Source organism: Actinomadura fulvescens (genome assembly GCF_039533225.1).
Classification (GTDB): Bacteria; Actinomycetota; Actinomycetes; order Streptosporangiales; family Streptosporangiaceae; genus Spirillospora; species Spirillospora fulvescens.
On record NZ_BAAATD010000003.1, the window covers coordinates 154,039 to 170,671 of the forward strand.

Sequence of the window (16,633 nt, forward strand, 5' to 3'; positions counted from 1 at the left end):
TTGTGGTGAGCGCAGACTTGAGATGCTTACTTGATTACGTATGCGCACGGCGTACGCAGAGCTGCACGCGAGAGTTCGGAGGCCGCAGTGTCGATGCCGGGTATGCCGGGCAACGGCTGGCAGGTGATGGCGTCGTTCCGCCGGGACGGCTCGGTGACCCAGCAGAAGCTCAAGCCCGGGACCGTCAGGCGGATCGCGGGATACGCCCGCCCGTACGTCCGCGAGCTGGTGCTGTTCCTGCTGCTGAACTCGTTCGCCGCGGTGATCGTGGTCGCCAACCCGCTGCTGCTCAAGGCGATCATCGACCGGGGCATCGTGCCCGGCCGGCAGGACCTGGTGATCTGGCTCGCCGTGGCGGTGGCCGGGCTCGCGCTGGTCGAGGCGGTGCTCGGGCTGGCGCAGCGGTGGTACTCCGCGCGCATCGGCGAGGGCCTCATCTACGACCTGCGCACCCAGGTCTTCGGCCACGTGCAGCGCCAGCCGGTCGCCTTCTTCATGCGGGCCCAGACCGGCTCTCTGGTCAGCCGCCTCAACGGCGACGTCATCGGTGCGCAGCGCGCCCTCACCACCACCCTGTCCTCGGTCGTCTCCAACGTGATCAGCCTGGTGCTGGTGCTGATCACCATGATGATCCTGTCCTGGCAGGTCACGCTGATCGCGCTGCTGCTGTTGCCGATCTTCATCTTCCCCGCCAAGTGGGTGGGCAAGCGGCTGTCGAGCATCAGCCGCGAGCAGATGCAGCTGGACGCCGAGATGAGCTCGCTGATGACCGAGCGGTTCAACGTGGCGGGCGCCATGCTGGCCAAGCTGTACGGGCGGCCCTCCGAAGAGGAGGAGAACTTCTCCGCCCGCGCGGCCCGGGTCCGTGACATCGGCGTGGTGGCCGCTATGTACGGGCGGGTGTTCTTCACCGCGCTGACGCTCGTCGCCGCGCTCGCCACGGCCATGGTCTACGGCGTCGGCGGCGTCCTGGTCGCCGACGGCGGCTTCCAGCTGGGCACGCTGGTCGCGCTCGCCACCCTGCTGACCCGGATGTACGGGCCGCTGACCGCGCTGTCGAACGTGCACGTGGACGTGATGACGGCCCTGGTGAGCTTCGACCGCGTCTTCGAGGTGCTCGACCTCAAGCCCCTGATCCGCGACCGCAAGGGAGCCGGGCCGCTGCGACAGGAGGCGGCGCCCGCGGTCGAGTTCGACGGGGTGCACTTCGCTTATCCCGCCGCCGAGGAGATCTCCCTCGCCTCGCTGGAGTCCATCGCGCGCAACGACACCGCCCCCGGCCGGCCCGTTCTGCACGGCGTCACGTTCACGGCCGAACCGGGCGAGCTGGTCGCCCTCGTGGGGCCGTCCGGCGCGGGCAAGTCGACGATCACGCACCTGGTGTCCCGGCTGTACGACGCGGACGAGGGGGCCGTGCGCATCGGCGGCCAGGACGTCCGGGAGGTGACCCTGGAGTCGCTGCGGGCGCGGATCGGCGTCGTCAGCCAGGACGCCCACCTCTTCCATGACTCGATCCGCGAGAACCTGCGCTACGCCCGGCCCGGCGCCGCCGACGAGGAGATCTTCGCGGCGCTGGAGGCGGCCCAGATCGGCGATCTGGTCGCGGACATGCCCGAGGGGCTCGACACGGTCGTCGGCGACCGGGGTTACCGGCTGTCCGGCGGTGAGAAGCAGCGCCTGGCGATCGCGCGGCTGCTGCTGAAGGCCCCGTCGGTGGTCGTCCTGGACGAGGCCACCGCGCATCTGGACTCCGAGTCCGAGGCCGCCGTCCAGCGCGCGCTCAAGACGGCGCTGGCGGGCCGCACGTCGCTGGTGATCGCGCACCGGCTCTCCACCGTCCGCGAGGCCGACCAGATCCTCGTGATCGACGGCGGCCGGATCGTGGAGCGCGGCCGGCACGAGGAACTGCTGCTCGCGGGCGGGCTCTACGCCGAGCTCTACCGCACCCAGTTCGCCCCTCAGAACGAACGTAAGGGGCGTACCGCCGAGCGGCTCGGCGCGGAGTGACTCTACCTGCGGCAGCAATGCGGAGAGTGACCATACCGAGACCCAGCGAGAGGATGGTGTCTCGGCCCCGCTGGGTAGGTACGCCGCGACGGGGGTGACGCGCATGCGGAGGGCGATCGGGCTTTTGCTCACACTGGCCGCGGTTCCGGTACTTGTGACCGGCTGCGGCGAGCGACGCGCGACCATGGCGGCCCGCGACACGGCGGCCGCGACGCCGCCCCGGCCGGCCGCAGAGGCCAGGGTGTTCGCGGTGATACGCCACGGTGCCCGGCCGGGCGAGGTCCTGCTCGCACGGGCGACGCGACGGCAGCCGGGCGGACCGGAGACGGTCGTTCCGGCGAACGTGCGGCCCGCGCGGGCGACCCCTTTCGCGCCCGGAGCCCGGATCCGCGTCACGGCGCCCCTGTACGAGGGCGACCTCAAGGACTGGCTGAAGGGCGTCCGGGTGACGCCCGAGCAGTTCGCCGCCATGTCCAGGACGGCCGAGCGGCGCTACGGGCCGCTTCCGGACCGGGCGCGGATGTTCGACGTACGGCTGGACGAGCGGGGCCGGATCGTCGGGATGCGGCAGGTCTTCAGCCCGTGACCTGGAGATCACCCGCCGTTTCGCCACGCCCGCGCCAGGAAACCCGCGTGAACTCCTGTCACAGACAGCCGAATGCGGTTTCCTGGACTTTCTTTGATCGCGCCGGGACGGCAACCCGACGGCCATCTGACGTCGTCACAGTGACTGGAGGCGAGTGACACGGCACGAGCGTCCACGGAGAGGAGACCAGGGTGCGACTGACGATCAACACCGCGACGATCAATCCCGTGCGGGTCGTGAAGAGCGGTCCGGGCCGCTACACCGTCCTGCTCGTCGGCCTCGGCGCCGCGGGCGTCGCGCTCGGCTGGCGCGGCCCCGACGTGGCGGCGTCCGCCACGGCGCTCATGAGACGCCGCTGAGCTCGTAGCCCAGCCTGCGCAGCTCCGGCCCGGCGACCTTCTCGACCTGGACCAGCTGGCGGGTGGTCAGCCGGTCGCGCCACGTGCCCGGCTGCCGTTCCCCGGCCTCCCGGTCGCCGCGCCGCACCAGCCCGTGCAGGGCGGCCTTGGAGACCGGCGTCCCCAGATAGTGCGAGACCGCGTCGGCGACCCGTCCCGGCCGGGCCACCAGTTCCTCGTACCGCACCGTCATCAGCTGCTCGTCGGGCGTCTGCGCCCGCAGCCGGGCGCTGAGCCGCACCGAGCCGCGCCATCGCAGCGCGCACCGCACCGCCATCGCCGCCCGGGGCCAGCGATCGCGTTCCAGCACGTCCTCCACGCCGAAGAACGGGTTGGGGAAGACCTCGTCGAGGTTGGCCAGCCCGGGACGGAACCAGGCCATGCAGCGTTCGTCGTCGAGCATGTCGGCCACCACGTCCCGGCCGTCCCTGATCACCTGGAGCAGCTGGGCGTCGGGAAACGCGTCCAGCAGGACGTCGGCGCTGTAGAGCAGATCGGGGGAGGCGTCGGCGAAGCGGGAGATCCCGCGCGGCTCGGTGCACGGCGGGGGGAGGTCATCGCCACCCGGACCGGCCGGGCCCAGCCCGGACAGCTCCCGGCACTCGGCCGGGCACTCCGCGCAGCCGCGCGCCGAGACCTGCCACGCCTCGGCGAACGCGTCCCGCAGCACGCGGGCGGCGCCGCGGCCGCGCTCGGAGGCGATCGACGGGCGGCGGGCGAAGGCGTAGGTGACGCGGAGCACACCCGGGCGCCCGACGGTCAGATGGAAGCCGGTGGAACGTTTCACCGCACGCGCGACAAGGTCCGCACCGGAGTGGGGAGCGCCCAGAACGAAGACGGGGCGGCGGACCTTGGTGCCGTTGATCACCAGAATGTGCGGCGTCGACCTCATACGAAAGACCAGTTTCTCACCTCGCGGGGCATGACGCCGACCACGACGCACCACGTTCGCCCGTCCGGCGGTCCGGTCCTGCCCACCACGGGAAGATTTCCCGTCGGTGTCCGGATATTCGGAACAGAACGGGGCGTTCCGGCCCTAGCCTGGGAACATGGACGCCCCTGCGACGCTCGCGGACTGGCTGCCCACGGCCCAGTCGATCACGGTGCTGTCCGGCGCCGGAATCAGCACCGACAGCGGGATCCCCGACTTCCGGGGCCCGCAGGGGGTCTGGACCAGGGACCCGGCGGCCGCGGCCATGTCCACGATCGGCAGCTACCTCGCCGATCCCCAGGTGCGCCGCCGTGCCTGGCGGTCACGGCGCGACCATCCCGCCTGGACCGCCGAGCCCAACGCCGGCCACGCCGCCCTGGTGGCCCTGGAACGGGCGGGCCGGCTGCGGGCCATCGTCACCCAGAACATCGACGGCCTGCACCAGCGCGCCGGATCGAGCGCCGAGCTGGTGATCGAGATCCACGGCACGATGCGGGAGGCCGAGTGCCTGTCCTGCGGGCTGCGCACCCCGATGCCCGAGGTCCTGGCCCGGGTGGACGCGGGCGAGGAGGATCCGCCGTGCCCCGCCTGCGGCGGGATCCAGAAGTCGGCGACGATCTCCTTCGGCCAGGCGCTCAAGCAGGAGGTGCTGGAGGCCGCGATCGCCGCGGCCCGGTCCTGCGACCTCTTCGTGGCCGTCGGGACCTCGCTGACCGTGCAGCCCGCCGCCGGGCTGTGCCTGGAGGCGGTCGAGCACGGCGCCCGGCTCGTGATCATCAACGCGCAGCCCACGCCCTACGACGGGCTGGCCGACGCCGTCCTGCGCGAGCCGATCGGCGAGACGCTCCCGCGCCTGGTGGACCTGGCCCGAGGCGCCGGCAGATGAGTCGGTCCGCACGAGAGCCAGTGGCTGATGGTTGTGGATGAGGGGGTGGGGGACGGTGCGCATCTGTTGGCGGGTCGTGACCGGGCGCCCCTTCCGCTGGCGTGCTTCTCCTGACAAGCTCTATCCGTTGCGGTGCGAGGAGGGATCGGCTTGATAAGCGGGGGCGCCCGGGGGTTCGCCAGGCTGCGGCCCGGTGACCGGGTGGCCGTGATCGCGCCCAGCGGCCCGGTGGACCCGGGCCGGCTGGAGTCCGGCTGCGGGGTGCTGCGTGATCTCGGCTTGGACGTCGTCGTGGCCAAGCACGCTCTCGACCGGGTCAATCTCGGTGAGGTGGGAACGGTCCGGGACGACTGGCAGCGGCTGGCCGGGACGGACGCCGACCGGGCGGCCGACCTGCAGGCCGCGTGGTGTGATCCGGACGTGCGGGCGGTGGTGTGCGCCCGCGGCGGCTACGGGGCCACCCGGATTCTCGATCATCTCGACTGGGCGGCGATGGCCGGGGCGGCGGTCACCGACCGCGGTCCCAAGATCCTGCACGGCTCCAGCGACATCACCGCGCTCCACACGGCCTTCGGTGCGCGTTTCGGCGTCACCACCGCGTTCGGCCCCATGCCCGCGGGCGTCCTCGCCGACGGCGCGGGTGACGACCACGAGGCGTCCCTGGCGAGCCTGCGTACGGCGTGGTTCGGCGGCGCGCCCGAGCCCGTCGTCGGCACCCACGCGCTCAGTCCAGGCCGGGCCGAGGGCCCGCTTACCGGGGGCACTCTCGCGCTTCTCACGGCGACCCTCGGCACACCGTGGGCACCGGCGCCGGCCGCCGGGCACATCGTGTTCCTCGAAGACGTGACCGAGGCGCCCTACCGCATCGACCGCATGCTCACGCAGCTGCTCCAGGCGGGCTGGTTCGACGGCGCCACCGGCGTCGTCCTCGGCCCCTGGACCGGCTGCGGCGATCCCGCCGAGGCCGACGCCGTGGTGGCGGGCCGGCTCGGCCCGCTCGGCGTGCCGATCCTGGCGGGCATCCCCGCCGGGCACGGGACGCGCCAGCTCACCCTCGAACTCGGCGCCCCGGCCCTGCTGGACGCCGACGCCGGGACCCTGACCCTGCACGTTCCCGCAGGAGGTGTCCGATGAGCGGCGGCCGGCACGCGCGTCCCGGCGACTGGGACGACGGCGCACTCGACTCCCTGCTGGTGCTGGTCGCGGAGAGCCTCGGCTACTCCTGCCGCCGGGTGCCCGGTGACGTCATGCTGCTGGAGGGCGCCAACCGCCTCCATGTCAGCCTGCGCAACCTGCGGCAGCTGGCGCGGCTCGTGCCCCGCAACGACTGGCCCGCGCTGGTGTCCGACCACGTCACCACGATCGTCACCGCGATCGAGGAGCCGCTCGACCTCAGCGACTTCGAGCTCGCCCAGAACCTCCTGCGCACCCGCATCTACCCGGCCGAGGCCGACAACGGCGTGCTCGCCGCCCGCCCGTTCGCCCCCGGGCTCATCGAGGCCGTGGTGGTCGACACCCCCACCACCGTCCGCACGGTGACCACCGAGGAGATGAACGGCTGGCCGGTCTCCGGCGACGCGCTGTTCATGCTGGGCCGCGCCAACGTGCGCGCCGACGGGCCGTTGCAGCTCGACGAGCAGGAGCTCGGCGGGGTGCGCGTGTCGGTGCTGCACGGCTGGACGTTCTACGCCGTCACCCACCTGGCCTGGCTGGAGGAGTACCTGCCGATCGGCCCGTACGGCGCGCTGGTGGTGGCGCCCAACCGGAGCCTGATCATCGCGCACCCGATCCAGCCTCCGGTGGGCGGCATCCGCGCCGGTTACCGGGCGGCGGTGGCGGCGGCCCGCGAGCTCCAGGCGCAGGCCCACCAGGCGTACGAGGACGGCCCGGGTTCGCTGAGCCCGCATCTCTACTGGTGGCGTACCGGCGAGCTGTCGCTGCTGGAGACGCGCTACGACGGCGACACGCTGGTGCTGCCCGAGGACTTCCGCTCGGTGCTGACCACGCTGGCCGCCGAGCCGTAGATCGGCGGCCAGAACGGGTCGGCGTCGGCGTGCGGTCCTACGCGCGTCCTGCGGGCGCTCCGGCTGCCACCAGCGGGTCGCCGGACGGTTCCGGGGACGGCCGGGCGCCGGACGGCGTGCTGATCGTCGGCGCGCTGACGGGCGGCTTCGTGATCGCCAGCATCGGGATGAAGACGTGCGAGAGGGGCCCGATGGCGACGGCGTACAGCAGGGTGCCGATCCCGACGGTGCCGCCGAGCAGCCAGCCGGCCGCCAGCACGCCCAGCTCGATGCCGGTGCGCACGACCCGGATCGAACGGCCCCGCGCGGCCAGGCCGGTCGTCAGGCCGTCCCGGGGACCCGCCCCGAACCCGGCGCCGATGTAGAGGCCGGTGGCGAAACCGCCGACGACGATCGCCGCGACCAGGTAGGCCCAGCGCGCCGCGAGGGCGGACGGATCGGGCAGCAGGTAGAGGAACAGATCGGCGAAGACGCCCACCAGGACCACGTTGCTGATCGTGCCCAGGCCGGGCTTCTGCCGCAGCGGGATCCAGGCCAGCATGACCACCGCCCCGACGAGGATGATCCATACCCCGATCGACAACCCGAACCGCCGTGACAGGCCCTCGTGGAACACGTCCCATGGATCGTTCCCCAGGGCGGAGTCGACCTGCAGGGCGATGCCGAGGCCGTACAAGGCCAATCCCGCATACAGCTGAACCAGTCGACGCACCATCAAGGCCATTGCTCTGTCTCTCTTCTAGCGGTTCACCAGGGAAGGTGGCGGTCTCGGTGGACCGATATGGCTATTTTGGTGCTGAGTGGCCTGGTAACTAAAGGGCCAATGTGCGAAAGTGGTCTGCATGAGCACGCGGTACGTGAGCGGATCCCAGCTGGCCCGGCTGCTCGGCGAGGTGCCGCACGAGCGCCCCTTCTATGTCGCGCTCGCCCGCGCGGTGCGCGGGCTCGTCCTCGACGGGCGGCTGGCGCTGCGCACCCGCCTGCCCGCCGAACGGGACCTGGCGGCCGCCCTCGGCGTCAGCCGCACCACCGTGACGGCGGCCTACGACCGGCTGCGCGACGAGGGTTTCGTCGAGAGCAGGCAGGGCGCGGGCAGCTGGACGGCGCTGCCGCCGACCAACATGCCGGCCCCGTCGTCGGCGCGGAGCGTGCCGTCGGTGGCGGTGCCGTTCGGCGCCGGCAAGTTCGGCATGGCGCACGCGCCGGACGGGCCCGGCTTCATCGACCTCGGCTGTGCCACGCCGGGCGCACCGGAGATCTTCGACGCGGCCGTCGCCGCTGCGGTCGCCGAGCTGGGCCGCTACAGCGCCGGTCCGGGCTACGAGCCCGCCGGCCTGGTCGAGCTCCGCGAGGTGATCGCCGCGATGTACGCGGCGCGCGGCGTGCCGACCCGGCCCGACCAGATCGTCGTGACCACGGGCGCGCAGCACGCCTTCACCGTGCTGACCCAGGTCATGATCGACCCCGGCGACGCCGTGCTGGTCGAGCGGCCCACCTATCCGCACGCCCTCGGCGCGCTGCGGCGGCGCGGGGCCCGGCTGGTGCCGGTGGGCGTCAACGAGGGCTGGGACCTGGAGCTGATCGCCGGCAGCATGCGGCAGGCCGCGGTGCGGCTGGCCTACATGATCCCCGACTTCCAGAACCCCACCGGCCGCCTCATGGACGACGGCGACCGGGCCGAGCTGGTGGACGCCGCGCGGCGGGCGGACGCCTTCCTGGTCGCCGACGAGACGTTCGCCGAGCTGGGGCACGACCTGACCGCGCCCCGGATGGCGCCGCTGTGCTCCTACGACACCGGCGGGCGTGTCATCACGATCGGCTCCGCGTCCAAGCTGCTGTGGGGCGGGCTGCGCATCGGGTGGATCCGTACCACCGCGCCGCTGGCGCGGCGCCTGGTGCTGTCACGCGAGGCCATGGACATGGCGAGCCCGGTGCTCGACCAGCTCATCGTCCGGGAACTGCTGCTGCGGCTCGACGAGGTGCGTGCCGAGCGTGCCGCGACGCTGCTGCGCAACCGTGACGCGCTGGCCGCCGCCCTGCGCGAGCACCTGCCGGGCTGGGAGTTCCAGCTGCCCGAGGGCGGCATGTCGCTGTGGGCACGGCTCGGCGCCCCGGTGGCGACGCTGCTGGCCGAGGCCGCCGGACGCTACGGCGTACGGGTGGTGCCCGGCCCGGTCTTCGGCGTCGACGGTGTGCTCGAAGACTGCGTCCGGTTGCCGTACGTGCTGCCGCCGGAGATGTTGCACGCCGCCGTAGAACGTCTGGCCGCCGCCTACCGCGAGGTCGACGCCGCCCCCGTCACCCGCCCGCTGCCCGCCTACGTCTGACGGGCCGGCCGTCAGGGGGCGCGCTGGATGTAGTCGACGAGGTGCTCGCGTTCGCTCTCGAGCTCGCCGATCGCGCTCTTGACCACGTCCCCGATGCTGACCAGCCCGGCCAGCCGGCCGTCGACGACCACGGGGATGTGCCGGATCCGGTGCTCGGTCATGGTCATGCGGAGGTCGTGCACGTCGGCGCTCGGCTCGCAGGTGCGCACCTCGGCCGTCATGATGTCGGCCACGGGCCGGTCGAGCAGCCGGGCACCGTGCTCGTGCAGGTGCCGCACGACGTCACGTTCGGACGCGATGCCCGCGATCGTCGCACCGTCCGGCGAGACGACCGCCGCGCCGATATTGTGCTCGGCAAGGGTGGCCAGCAGCTCCCGGACGGTGGCGTCGGGTCGCACCGTGGCCACCGCGTTCCCTTTTCTCCGCAGGATGTCGCGAATGCGCATGATCAACACTCCGGCGTCGGTTCGGTCGGCTGTCGCGGGCCCCGCCGCGGTCCTTACCTGCCAAGGTCCCATGTTCCGCCGCCCGCCGGAACCCCCCGGCGGTAAACGCTTGGCTCCGGCGGCACGGGGCCGTCCCCGGGCCGGGCATGCGAAAGTCGATCACGGGTAGGGCCGACCTGCCGATCTCGCTGTGAAGCAGGTGGCTGTGCACTCAAAGAGGGGGCGACGTGCCGGGACGGATCGAGGACTACGCACTGATCGGCGACTGCCAGAGCGCCGCGCTGGTCTGCGCCGACGGGTCCATCGACTGGCTGTGCCTGCCGCGCTTCGACTCGGGGGCCTGTTTCGCCGCGCTGCTCGGGGACGAGGAGAACGGCCGCTGGCGGCTCGCGCCCGCCGGGGCCGGGCGGGCCACCCGCCGCCGCTACCGGGGCGACACGCTGATCCTGGAGACCGAGTGGGAGACCGCGGACGGCGCGGTCCGGATCACCGACTTCATGCCGCACCGCGGCGAGGCGCCCGACGTCGTGCGGATCGTGGAGGGGCTCGCCGGCGAGGTCGGCATGACGATGGACCTGCGGCTGCGGTTCGACTACGGCCACCGCGTGCCCTGGATGCACCGCTCCGACGGCCAGCTCGCCGGGATCGCCGGGCCGGACGCGATCTGGCTGCGGAGCCCGGTCAAGGTGACGGGCCACGACTTCACGCACACCGCGGAGTTCACGGTGCGCTCGGGCGAGCGGATCCCGTTCGTGCTCACCTGGCACCCGTCCCACCTTCCGGCGCCCCGGCCGGTCGATCCGCTGCGCGCGCTGGCCGAGACCGAGCAGGAGTGGAACCGGTGGGTGGAGAGGTTCACCTACCAGGGCGCCCACCGCGACGCCGTCGTCCGGTCCCTGATCACGCTGAAGGCGCTCACCTACGCGCCCACCGGCGGCATCGTCGCCGCGCCGACCACGTCGCTGCCGGAGACGATCGGCGGCATCCGCAACTGGGACTACCGCTTCTGCTGGCTGCGCGACGCGACCATGACGCTGGACGCCCTCCTGCGCACCGGCTGCACCGAGGAGGCCGACGCCTGGCGCCAGTGGCTGCTGCGGGCCGTCGCGGGCGCCCCCGAGGACGTGCAGATCATGTACGGGGTGGCGGGGGAGCGCAGGCTGCCGGAGTGGGAGGTCGGCTGGCTCGCCGGCTACGAGGGCTCGCGTCCCGTCCGCGTCGGCAACGCCGCCGCCGGGCAGCTCCAGATGGACGTTCCGGGCGAGGTGATCAGCACGCTGTACCTCGCGCGCAAGGCGGGCCTGCCGCCCGCGCCCGAGATCGCGGCGATGCAGGACTCGCTGCTCGCGTACGTGGAGCGGCGGTGGCAGGAGCCTGACGAGGGGCTCTGGGAGGTCCGCGGCGACCGGCGGCACTTCGTGCACTCCAAGATGATGTGCTGGGTGGCGTTCGACCGCGCCATCCGGCTCTCGGAGGAGTTCGGGCGGCCCGGGCCGGTCGAGCACTGGCGGCGGGTGCGCGACCGGATCCACAAGGACGTGTGCGACAAGGGCTTCGATCCCGTCCGAGGCACGTTCACCCAGTCGTACGGCTCCGAGGAGGTCGACGCGGCCCTGCTGCTGATGCCGCAGGTCGGCTTTCTCCCGGCGGACGATCCGCGCGTGGTCGGCACGATCGAGGCCGTCCAGCGCGAGCTGGCCGAGGACGGGTTCGTCCGGCGCTATCCGACCCGTGCGGGCGAGTCGTCCGACGGCCTGGAGGGCGAGGAGGGCGCGTTCCTGGCGTGCTCGTTCTGGCTCGCCGACGGGCTGCGGCTCATCGGCCGTGAGGACGAGGCGCACGCGCTCTTCGAGAGGCTGCTGTCGCTGCGCAACGACGTGGGCCTGCTGGCGGAGGAGTACGACCCCAGGACGGGACGCCTGGTGGGCAACTTCCCGCAGGCGTTCAGCCACGTGCCGCTGATCCACACCGCCTACGAGCTCGACGGCCACCGGGGCGCGTGGTGACGCCCTAGCCGACGTCGAACCGGGCCAGCACCCGCATCACCCGTGGCGAGACGCGCGACGTGAGATAGCTCAGCCGCGCCTCCGGGGTGACAGGGACGACGGCCCGGTTCTTCTGCACCGCCGCCACGATCTGCTTGGCGACGCCTTCGGGGCCGAAGTTGCGCAAGGCGTAGGCGCGTGCCGCACGTTCCCGGCTCTTGCCCTGGTCCTCGTCGGATTGGCCGACGAAGCGCGACGTACGAGTGATGTTGGTGTTGACGATGCCTGGGCAGATGGCACTGACCCCGATGCCCTTGCCCGCCAGTTCGGCGCGCAGGCACTCGGAGAGCATGAGCACAGCCGCCTTGCTGGTGGCGTACGCGGGGAGCGTGCGCGAGGGCGTGAACGCCGCCGCGGAGGCGGTGTTGACGATGTGCCCGCCCTGGCCCTGCGCCACCATCTGGGCGCCGAACAGCCGCGAGCCGTGGACGACGCCCCAGAGGTTGACGTCCAGCACCCGCTGCCAGTCGTCCACCGAGTGGTCGAGGAACCCGCCGGCCATGCCGATCCCCGCGTTGTTGACCACGACCTCGGGCACGCCGTGTTCGTGCAGCACCGACTTGGCGAAGTCCTCCATCGCGACCGGGTCCGAGACGTCGACCTGGAAGGCGTGCGCGTCCGGGCCGAGGAGCCCGGCCAGTTCGGCGGTGCGCTGCGCGGTGGCCAGGTCGACGTCGGCCGCCACCACCTCGGCGCCCTTCTCGGCGAACGCCAGCGCGGTCGCGCGGCCGATGCCGCTGCCCGCGCCGGTGACGACGACCAGCGAGCCGTCGAACGAGCGACGGTCGCGGCTCACCCGCGCCCGGCGCAGCGCCCGTGACTCGGCGGCGGTGAGGGGGCCGCCCGACACCGCGGTGACGTGCTCGGTGATCCACCGGGCGACGACCTCGGGGTGGCTGCGCGGCACCCAGTGCCCCGCCGCGATGGTGCGCAGCGCCAGGTTGGGCACGCTGTCCTGCAGGCCGCCGACCAGGTGCGGCGAGACGAACAGGTCCTTGGTCGGCACGATCACCTGCGTGGGGACGTCGGTCCGGCGGTCGCGCGGGTTGCGGAGCCGCCGCAGCATGTTGGCCCGGTAGAGGCCGACGCCCGCGGCACCGTCGCGGGCGAACGTGCGCGCCGGATGCCCCTCGCGCGGCTTGACGCCCTCGCCGAGCTCCAGGGCGCGGGTGAACGGCCGGGTCAGCCCGGCGCGCCACAGCACCTCGGGCAGGACCGGAGTCTGGAAGAAGTAGATGTACCAGGACCGCACGCCCTGTCCCGCCGCGAGCCGGAGGTTGCGCGGCGTGGGCCGGCTCAGCCTGCCGCGCGTCCACCGCGCCACGTGGTCGAGGCACGGCCCGGAGATCGAGGTGAACGAGGCGAACCGCTCGGGCATCGTGCAGACGGCCTCCCACGACTGGATGGAGCCCCAGTCGTGGCCGACGAGGTGCACGGGCCGGTCCGGGCTCGTGGCGTCCAGCACGGCGCGCAGGTCGGCCATCAGGTACTCGAACGTGTAGCGCTTGCGGCCGAACGGGCGCGAGGAGGCGCCCGCGCCGCGCACGTCGTAGCGGACCACGTGGAAGCGCGAGGCCAGCCGGTCGGCCACCTCGTCCCACACGGCGTGGGTGTCGGGGTAGCCGTGCATCAGCAGCACGGTCGGCCGGGAGCGGTCGCCCTGCTCGAAGACGGCCAGGTCGACGCCGTCGCCGCGGACGCGCCGCGTCGTGGGCGTGGTGCTCATGCGGATGCCTTCTTCCTCGCGGCCCAGCGGTGTACGTGCGGCAGATCGTCGTCCAGCCAGAACGCGTCGTCCTCGGTCACCACGAGGAGCTCCTCGAACTTCACGCCGACGTCGCGGAAGCCGATGTGCGGCTCGACGGCCCACAGCCCCGGCGTCGGCGGATGCTGGGACTGCTTGGCCCCGTTCCAGAGCGGCGACCTGCCCACCATCCGCTCCTTGACCAGCTCACGGCCGATCGTCTGCAGGAACCGCACGCCGAACGGGAAGCCGACCCCCTTGGGAAGCAGTCCGCCGATGATGCCGACCTGATGCCCGATGACCCGGCCTGGGTACTTGCGGTGCCGGTTGTCGTATCCCTGCCGTTCGATCAGCGCGTCGACCTCCGCGTAGATGTCGGCGAACGTCAGACGCCGCTTGACCAGCTCAAGGATCAGCGAACGGTAGGCGGCCAAATCAGAGTCCAGCTGATCCCACACGCGATTGTGGCCGAGCACGCCGCCGTAGCCGATGTCGGCGGAGTAGCCCTCCTTCACCGGCGCCATGTCGAGGATGTAGGGCATGCCCTCCTCCAGCCGCGTCTTGCTCGGCAGGAACTGCGTGGGCACCTTGAAGCCGCGGAAGGCCGTCCGGTCGCCGAACCAGGCGAACGGCGTGTGCAGCCAGTCGTCCACGCCGTGGTCGCGCAGCCAGCGCCGCATGCGCCTGCACGCCTCGCGCTCGGTCACGCCCGGTTCCAGGGTGGCGGCCACCTCGTCGGCGCACTCGTAGCACAGCCGCTGGACCGCACGGAATCGCTCAAGCTCCGCCGCGTTGCCGGTGCGGGCGAGCGCCACATTATTGGACACATCGTTAATTAACCGCTGATTTGAACCAAGGTCAAGCCACGCAGCTGTGGCGCGCGTCACGACGCGTTCCCCAGCAACTCAGGCACACGCGAGCACACGGCACTGAGCGGCAAGAAGCGGTGGAGGCGAAGCGTCTGGCTGCCGACCTTGTGGTGCACGCGAGCGCGCGGCGCTGAGCGGGAAGCGAGCCGGAGGCGAAGGTTCCCGCGAAGATCGCGAAGCGATGTCGCGCTCGCCGCTTTTGCGGTTCGGGTCCGAGCCGCCAGGCGAGGACCCGAGGCCGCGAAAGCAAAACTAGGCGCGCTGAGCGGGAAGCGAGCCGGAGGCGAGGCTTCCCGCGAAGATCGCGAAGCGATGTCGCGCTCGCTCCTTTTGTGGTTCGGGTCCGAGCCGCCAGGCGAGGGCCCGAGGCCACGAAAGCAATTAATAAGGATCGTAGCCCGCGGCTTGGGCGGCGGGGGACTTCATCAGGTATGCGAGCGCCTGGGGGGTGGAGCAGATCTGGGACGGGTGGTGCGAGGGCTTGAGGTAGATGGGGGCTTCGCCGAGCAGGAGCTTGAAGATGCCGGGGATGTGGCCCTTGCGCACCGACTTGCGGTAGGAGCGGTAGACGCGCGGGAGCGTCACCTTGCGCGTGATCGTGGGGTCCTGCTTCATCAGGTAGATCCCGCCGCCGATCACGGCCCAGCAGAGGAAGAACAGGGAGATCGCCCAGGCGGCCACGCGCATCGGGTACCTGCCGCCCATCTGCTGGTAGACGTCGAACACCACGGAACGGTGCTCGACCTCCTCGGCGCCGTGCCAGCGCAGCAGGTCCAGCATCGTCGGGTCCACGCCGGCCTCGTCCAGCCGGTCGTTGTCCATGATCCACTGGCCGAGGACGGCGGTGTAGTGCTCGATGGCGGCGACGGCCGCCAGCTCGAACCGCAGGCGCAGCCGCCACAGCCGCGGCGACCGCTCCTTGAGCGCCGCCATCTGGGCCGGACGGTCGGCGTTGCCCTGCGCCGCCGGTTCAGTGATCTTGGAAACGTCGATCCCGTTGACCTCCAGGAGCTGTGTCAGCACGCTCTGGTGGGATCGCGCGTGGACCATCTCCTGGCCGATGAAACCCTTGATCTCCGTCCGGAGTTTCGCGTCCTTGATATGCGGCAGCGCGTCCTTGACGCACTGGATGAACCATTTCTCGCCTTCGGGCAGGACGATGTGGAAGGAATTGATCATGTGGGTCGCGACCGGGTCGCCGGGAATCCAGTGCAGCGGCGTCTTCTCCCAGTCGAACGAGACGCGTCTGGGCTGGATGCGGGGGTGCCGTTCGTCGATCCCGACGTTCGCTGCCGCCTCGGAAAGCCCTGCCATTTCCGCTCCTCACACCGGCGCGCCTGGTCACTGGAGCAGCACAACAGCACCGATTCGACGCAATTCAAGATCGTCTTTCGGTGCGCGGCGATGAGATCGCCGTATGAACTGCTGGCACGCCAGTGAACTAGTGGGACCGGCGCGCTTTCTTGAGTTCCGGCCCACAAGTTACCGAGCGGTCTTCATCCCGGGATGACAAAACCACCATCTGCTGTCACGGTCGCCGGACGGCGGGGTGGGTCAGACGGCCACGCGCCGCTCGCCCGTGTAGACGTTCATGGTCTCGCCGCGCAGGAAGCCGATCAGGGTCATCCCGGCGTCCTCGGCCAGCTCGACCGCCAGTGAGGACGGCGCGGAGACGGCCGCCAGCACCGGGACGCCCGCCAGCATCGCCTTCTGGGTCAGCTCGAACGAGGCGCGGCCGCTCACCATGAGGATCCGGCCGCTCAGCGGGAGCAGTCCCTCCCGCAGCGCCCAGCCCACGACCTTGTCCACCGCGTTGTGCCGTCCGACGTCCTCGCGGACGGCCAGCAGCTCGCCCGCCGGGTCGAAGAGCCCGGCGGCGTGCAGGCCGCCGGTGCGGTCGAACACCCGCTGCACCTCGCGCAGGCGTTCCGGCATCCGCGCCAGGATCTTGGGCGTCAGCTTCACGTCATCGGCCGCGACGTCGTACGGGCGGTCCGCGCGCAGCGCCTCGATGCTGGCCTTGCCGCAGACGCCGCACGCGCTGGTGGTGGTGAAGGCACGTTCCAGCAGGGAGTCAGGCGGGGCGACACCGGGCGCGAGGACCACGTCGAGGGTGTTCTGCTCGTGGGTGTCGGCGCAGTAGCGCATGCCCGCGAGATCGGCCGCCCCGGCGATGACGCCCTCGGCCGCCAGGAAACCGGCCACCAGGTCGAAGTCGTCGCCGGGCGTCCGCATCGTGATGGTCAGCGGGCGCCCGCCGACCCGGATCTCCAGAGGCTCCTCCACCGCCAGCGTGTCGGGCCGCCGCCCGCGCACCCCGGCGGTGCTCAGCCGCAGTACCGGCTTGCGCACCGTGATCCGCCCCATAGC

General features: G+C 71.9%; 15 protein-coding genes. 8 read left to right on the plus strand and 7 right to left on the minus strand.

The window, feature by feature from the left end:
• The first annotated feature begins 93 nt into the window (after positions 1-93).
• From ABD333_RS12665 to ABD333_RS12675, 3 genes are all read left to right on the plus strand, one after another.
• Positions 94-2,007 carry an ABC transporter ATP-binding protein gene (locus tag ABD333_RS12665; protein WP_344541562.1) on the plus strand — a complete coding sequence of 638 codons (1,914 nt, stop codon included), beginning with the start codon at positions 94-96 and terminating at the stop codon, positions 2,005-2,007.
• A gap of 103 nt (positions 2,008-2,110) precedes the next feature.
• Positions 2,111-2,593, plus strand: a complete 483-nt coding sequence (locus tag ABD333_RS12670) for a hypothetical protein (RefSeq protein ID WP_344540690.1) — start codon at positions 2,111-2,113, stop codon at positions 2,591-2,593.
• Positions 2,594-2,784: 191 nt separating this feature from the next.
• On the plus strand, positions 2,785-2,952 hold the full coding sequence (locus ABD333_RS12675; RefSeq protein WP_344540691.1) for a hypothetical protein: 168 nt from the start codon (positions 2,785-2,787) through the stop codon (positions 2,950-2,952).
• Here the strand turns inward: ABD333_RS12675 and ABD333_RS12680 are convergent.
• Positions 2,936-3,883 carry a sulfotransferase family protein gene (locus tag ABD333_RS12680; RefSeq protein ID WP_344540692.1) on the minus strand — a complete coding sequence of 316 codons (948 nt, stop codon included), beginning with the start codon at positions 3,881-3,883 and terminating at the stop codon, positions 2,936-2,938. The genes ABD333_RS12675 and ABD333_RS12680 overlap by 17 nt on opposite strands.
• A gap of 157 nt (positions 3,884-4,040) precedes the next feature.
• Here ABD333_RS12680 and ABD333_RS12685 point away from each other — a divergent pair, with 157 nt between their 5' ends.
• The 3 genes from ABD333_RS12685 (at position 4,041) to ABD333_RS12695 (ending at position 6,832) form a co-directional block, all read left to right on the plus strand.
• Entirely contained in the window at positions 4,041-4,808 is a 768-nt protein-coding gene (locus tag ABD333_RS12685) for an SIR2 family NAD-dependent protein deacylase (protein ID WP_344540693.1), read from the plus strand.
• A gap of 150 nt (positions 4,809-4,958) precedes the next feature.
• The gene (locus ABD333_RS12690; RefSeq protein ID WP_344540694.1) at positions 4,959-5,942 is read left to right on the plus strand and encodes a S66 peptidase family protein; all 984 of its coding nucleotides are present in this window, start codon (positions 4,959-4,961) and stop codon (positions 5,940-5,942) included.
• The gene (locus tag ABD333_RS12695; RefSeq protein ID WP_344540695.1) at positions 5,939-6,832 is read left to right on the plus strand and encodes a hypothetical protein; all 894 of its coding nucleotides are present in this window, start codon (positions 5,939-5,941) and stop codon (positions 6,830-6,832) included. The genes ABD333_RS12690 and ABD333_RS12695 overlap by 4 nt, the downstream gene beginning before the upstream one ends.
• Before the next feature lie 37 nt (positions 6,833-6,869).
• Here ABD333_RS12695 and yczE read toward each other — a convergent pair whose 3' ends face one another.
• On the minus strand, positions 6,870-7,556 hold the full coding sequence (yczE, locus tag ABD333_RS12700; protein WP_344540696.1) for a membrane protein YczE: 687 nt from the start codon (positions 7,554-7,556) through the stop codon (positions 6,870-6,872).
• Positions 7,557-7,674: 118 nt separating this feature from the next.
• Between yczE and yczR the strand changes: the two genes are divergently transcribed.
• Entirely contained in the window at positions 7,675-9,159 is a 1,485-nt protein-coding gene (gene yczR, locus ABD333_RS12705; RefSeq protein ID WP_344540697.1) for a MocR-like transcription factor YczR, read from the plus strand.
• An 11-nt stretch (positions 9,160-9,170) separates the two neighbouring features.
• On the opposite strand, the gene ABD333_RS12710 is transcribed toward yczR, so the two are convergent.
• Positions 9,171-9,605, minus strand: a complete 435-nt coding sequence (locus ABD333_RS12710) for a CBS domain-containing protein (protein WP_344540699.1) — start codon at positions 9,603-9,605, stop codon at positions 9,171-9,173.
• Positions 9,606-9,832: 227 nt separating this feature from the next.
• Between ABD333_RS12710 and ABD333_RS12715 the strand changes: the two genes are divergently transcribed.
• Positions 9,833-11,611, plus strand: coding sequence for a glycoside hydrolase family 15 protein (locus tag ABD333_RS12715; protein ID WP_344540700.1), 1,779 nt, complete (start codon positions 9,833-9,835; stop codon positions 11,609-11,611).
• Positions 11,612-11,615: 4 nt separating this feature from the next.
• On the opposite strand, the gene ABD333_RS12720 is transcribed toward ABD333_RS12715, so the two are convergent.
• From ABD333_RS12720 to fdhD, 4 genes are all read right to left on the minus strand, one after another.
• A complete protein-coding gene (locus ABD333_RS12720; RefSeq protein WP_344540702.1) occupies positions 11,616-13,376 on the minus strand; it encodes an SDR family oxidoreductase in 1,761 nt (586 codons plus the stop codon).
• Positions 13,373-14,221, minus strand: coding sequence for a M24 family metallopeptidase (locus ABD333_RS12725; protein WP_344540704.1), 849 nt, complete (start codon positions 14,219-14,221; stop codon positions 13,373-13,375). Before ABD333_RS12725 ends, ABD333_RS12720 begins: the two co-directional genes overlap by 4 nt.
• A 423-nt stretch (positions 14,222-14,644) precedes the next feature.
• Positions 14,645-15,577 (minus strand): metal-dependent hydrolase, encoded by a 933-nt coding sequence (locus ABD333_RS12730; RefSeq protein WP_344540706.1) that lies wholly within the window; start codon positions 15,575-15,577, stop codon positions 14,645-14,647.
• Between the two features lie 240 nt (positions 15,578-15,817).
• Positions 15,818-16,630, minus strand: a complete 813-nt coding sequence (fdhD, locus tag ABD333_RS12735; RefSeq protein ID WP_344540708.1) for a formate dehydrogenase accessory sulfurtransferase FdhD — start codon at positions 16,628-16,630, stop codon at positions 15,818-15,820.
• Positions 16,631-16,633: the final 3 nt, after the last annotated feature.

Bases quoted from the DNA above. Each gene is read 5' to 3' on its own strand.
- ABD333_RS12665 (WP_344541562.1), top strand. From the start codon at position 94: ATGCCGGGTATGCCGGGCAACGGCTGGCAGGTGATGGCGTCGTTCCGC.
- yczR (WP_344540697.1), top strand. From the start codon at position 7,675: ATGAGCACGCGGTACGTGAGCGGATCCCAGCTGGCCCGGCTGCTCGGC.
- ABD333_RS12680 (WP_344540692.1), bottom strand. From the start codon at position 3,883: ATGAGGTCGACGCCGCACATTCTGGTGATCAACGGCACCAAGGTCCGC.
- ABD333_RS12695 (WP_344540695.1), top strand. From the start codon at position 5,939: ATGAGCGGCGGCCGGCACGCGCGTCCCGGCGACTGGGACGACGGCGCA.
- ABD333_RS12730 (WP_344540706.1), bottom strand. From the start codon at position 15,577: ATGGCAGGGCTTTCCGAGGCGGCAGCGAACGTCGGGATCGACGAACGG.
- ABD333_RS12710 (WP_344540699.1), bottom strand. From the start codon at position 9,605: ATGCGCATTCGCGACATCCTGCGGAGAAAAGGGAACGCGGTGGCCACG.
- fdhD (WP_344540708.1), bottom strand. From the start codon at position 16,630: ATGGGGCGGATCACGGTGCGCAAGCCGGTACTGCGGCTGAGCACCGCC.
- ABD333_RS12685 (WP_344540693.1), top strand. From the start codon at position 4,041: ATGGACGCCCCTGCGACGCTCGCGGACTGGCTGCCCACGGCCCAGTCG.
- ABD333_RS12720 (WP_344540702.1), bottom strand. From the start codon at position 13,376: ATGAGCACCACGCCCACGACGCGGCGCGTCCGCGGCGACGGCGTCGAC.
- ABD333_RS12670 (WP_344540690.1), top strand. From the start codon at position 2,111: ATGCGGAGGGCGATCGGGCTTTTGCTCACACTGGCCGCGGTTCCGGTA.
- yczE (WP_344540696.1), bottom strand. From the start codon at position 7,556: ATGGCCTTGATGGTGCGTCGACTGGTTCAGCTGTATGCGGGATTGGCC.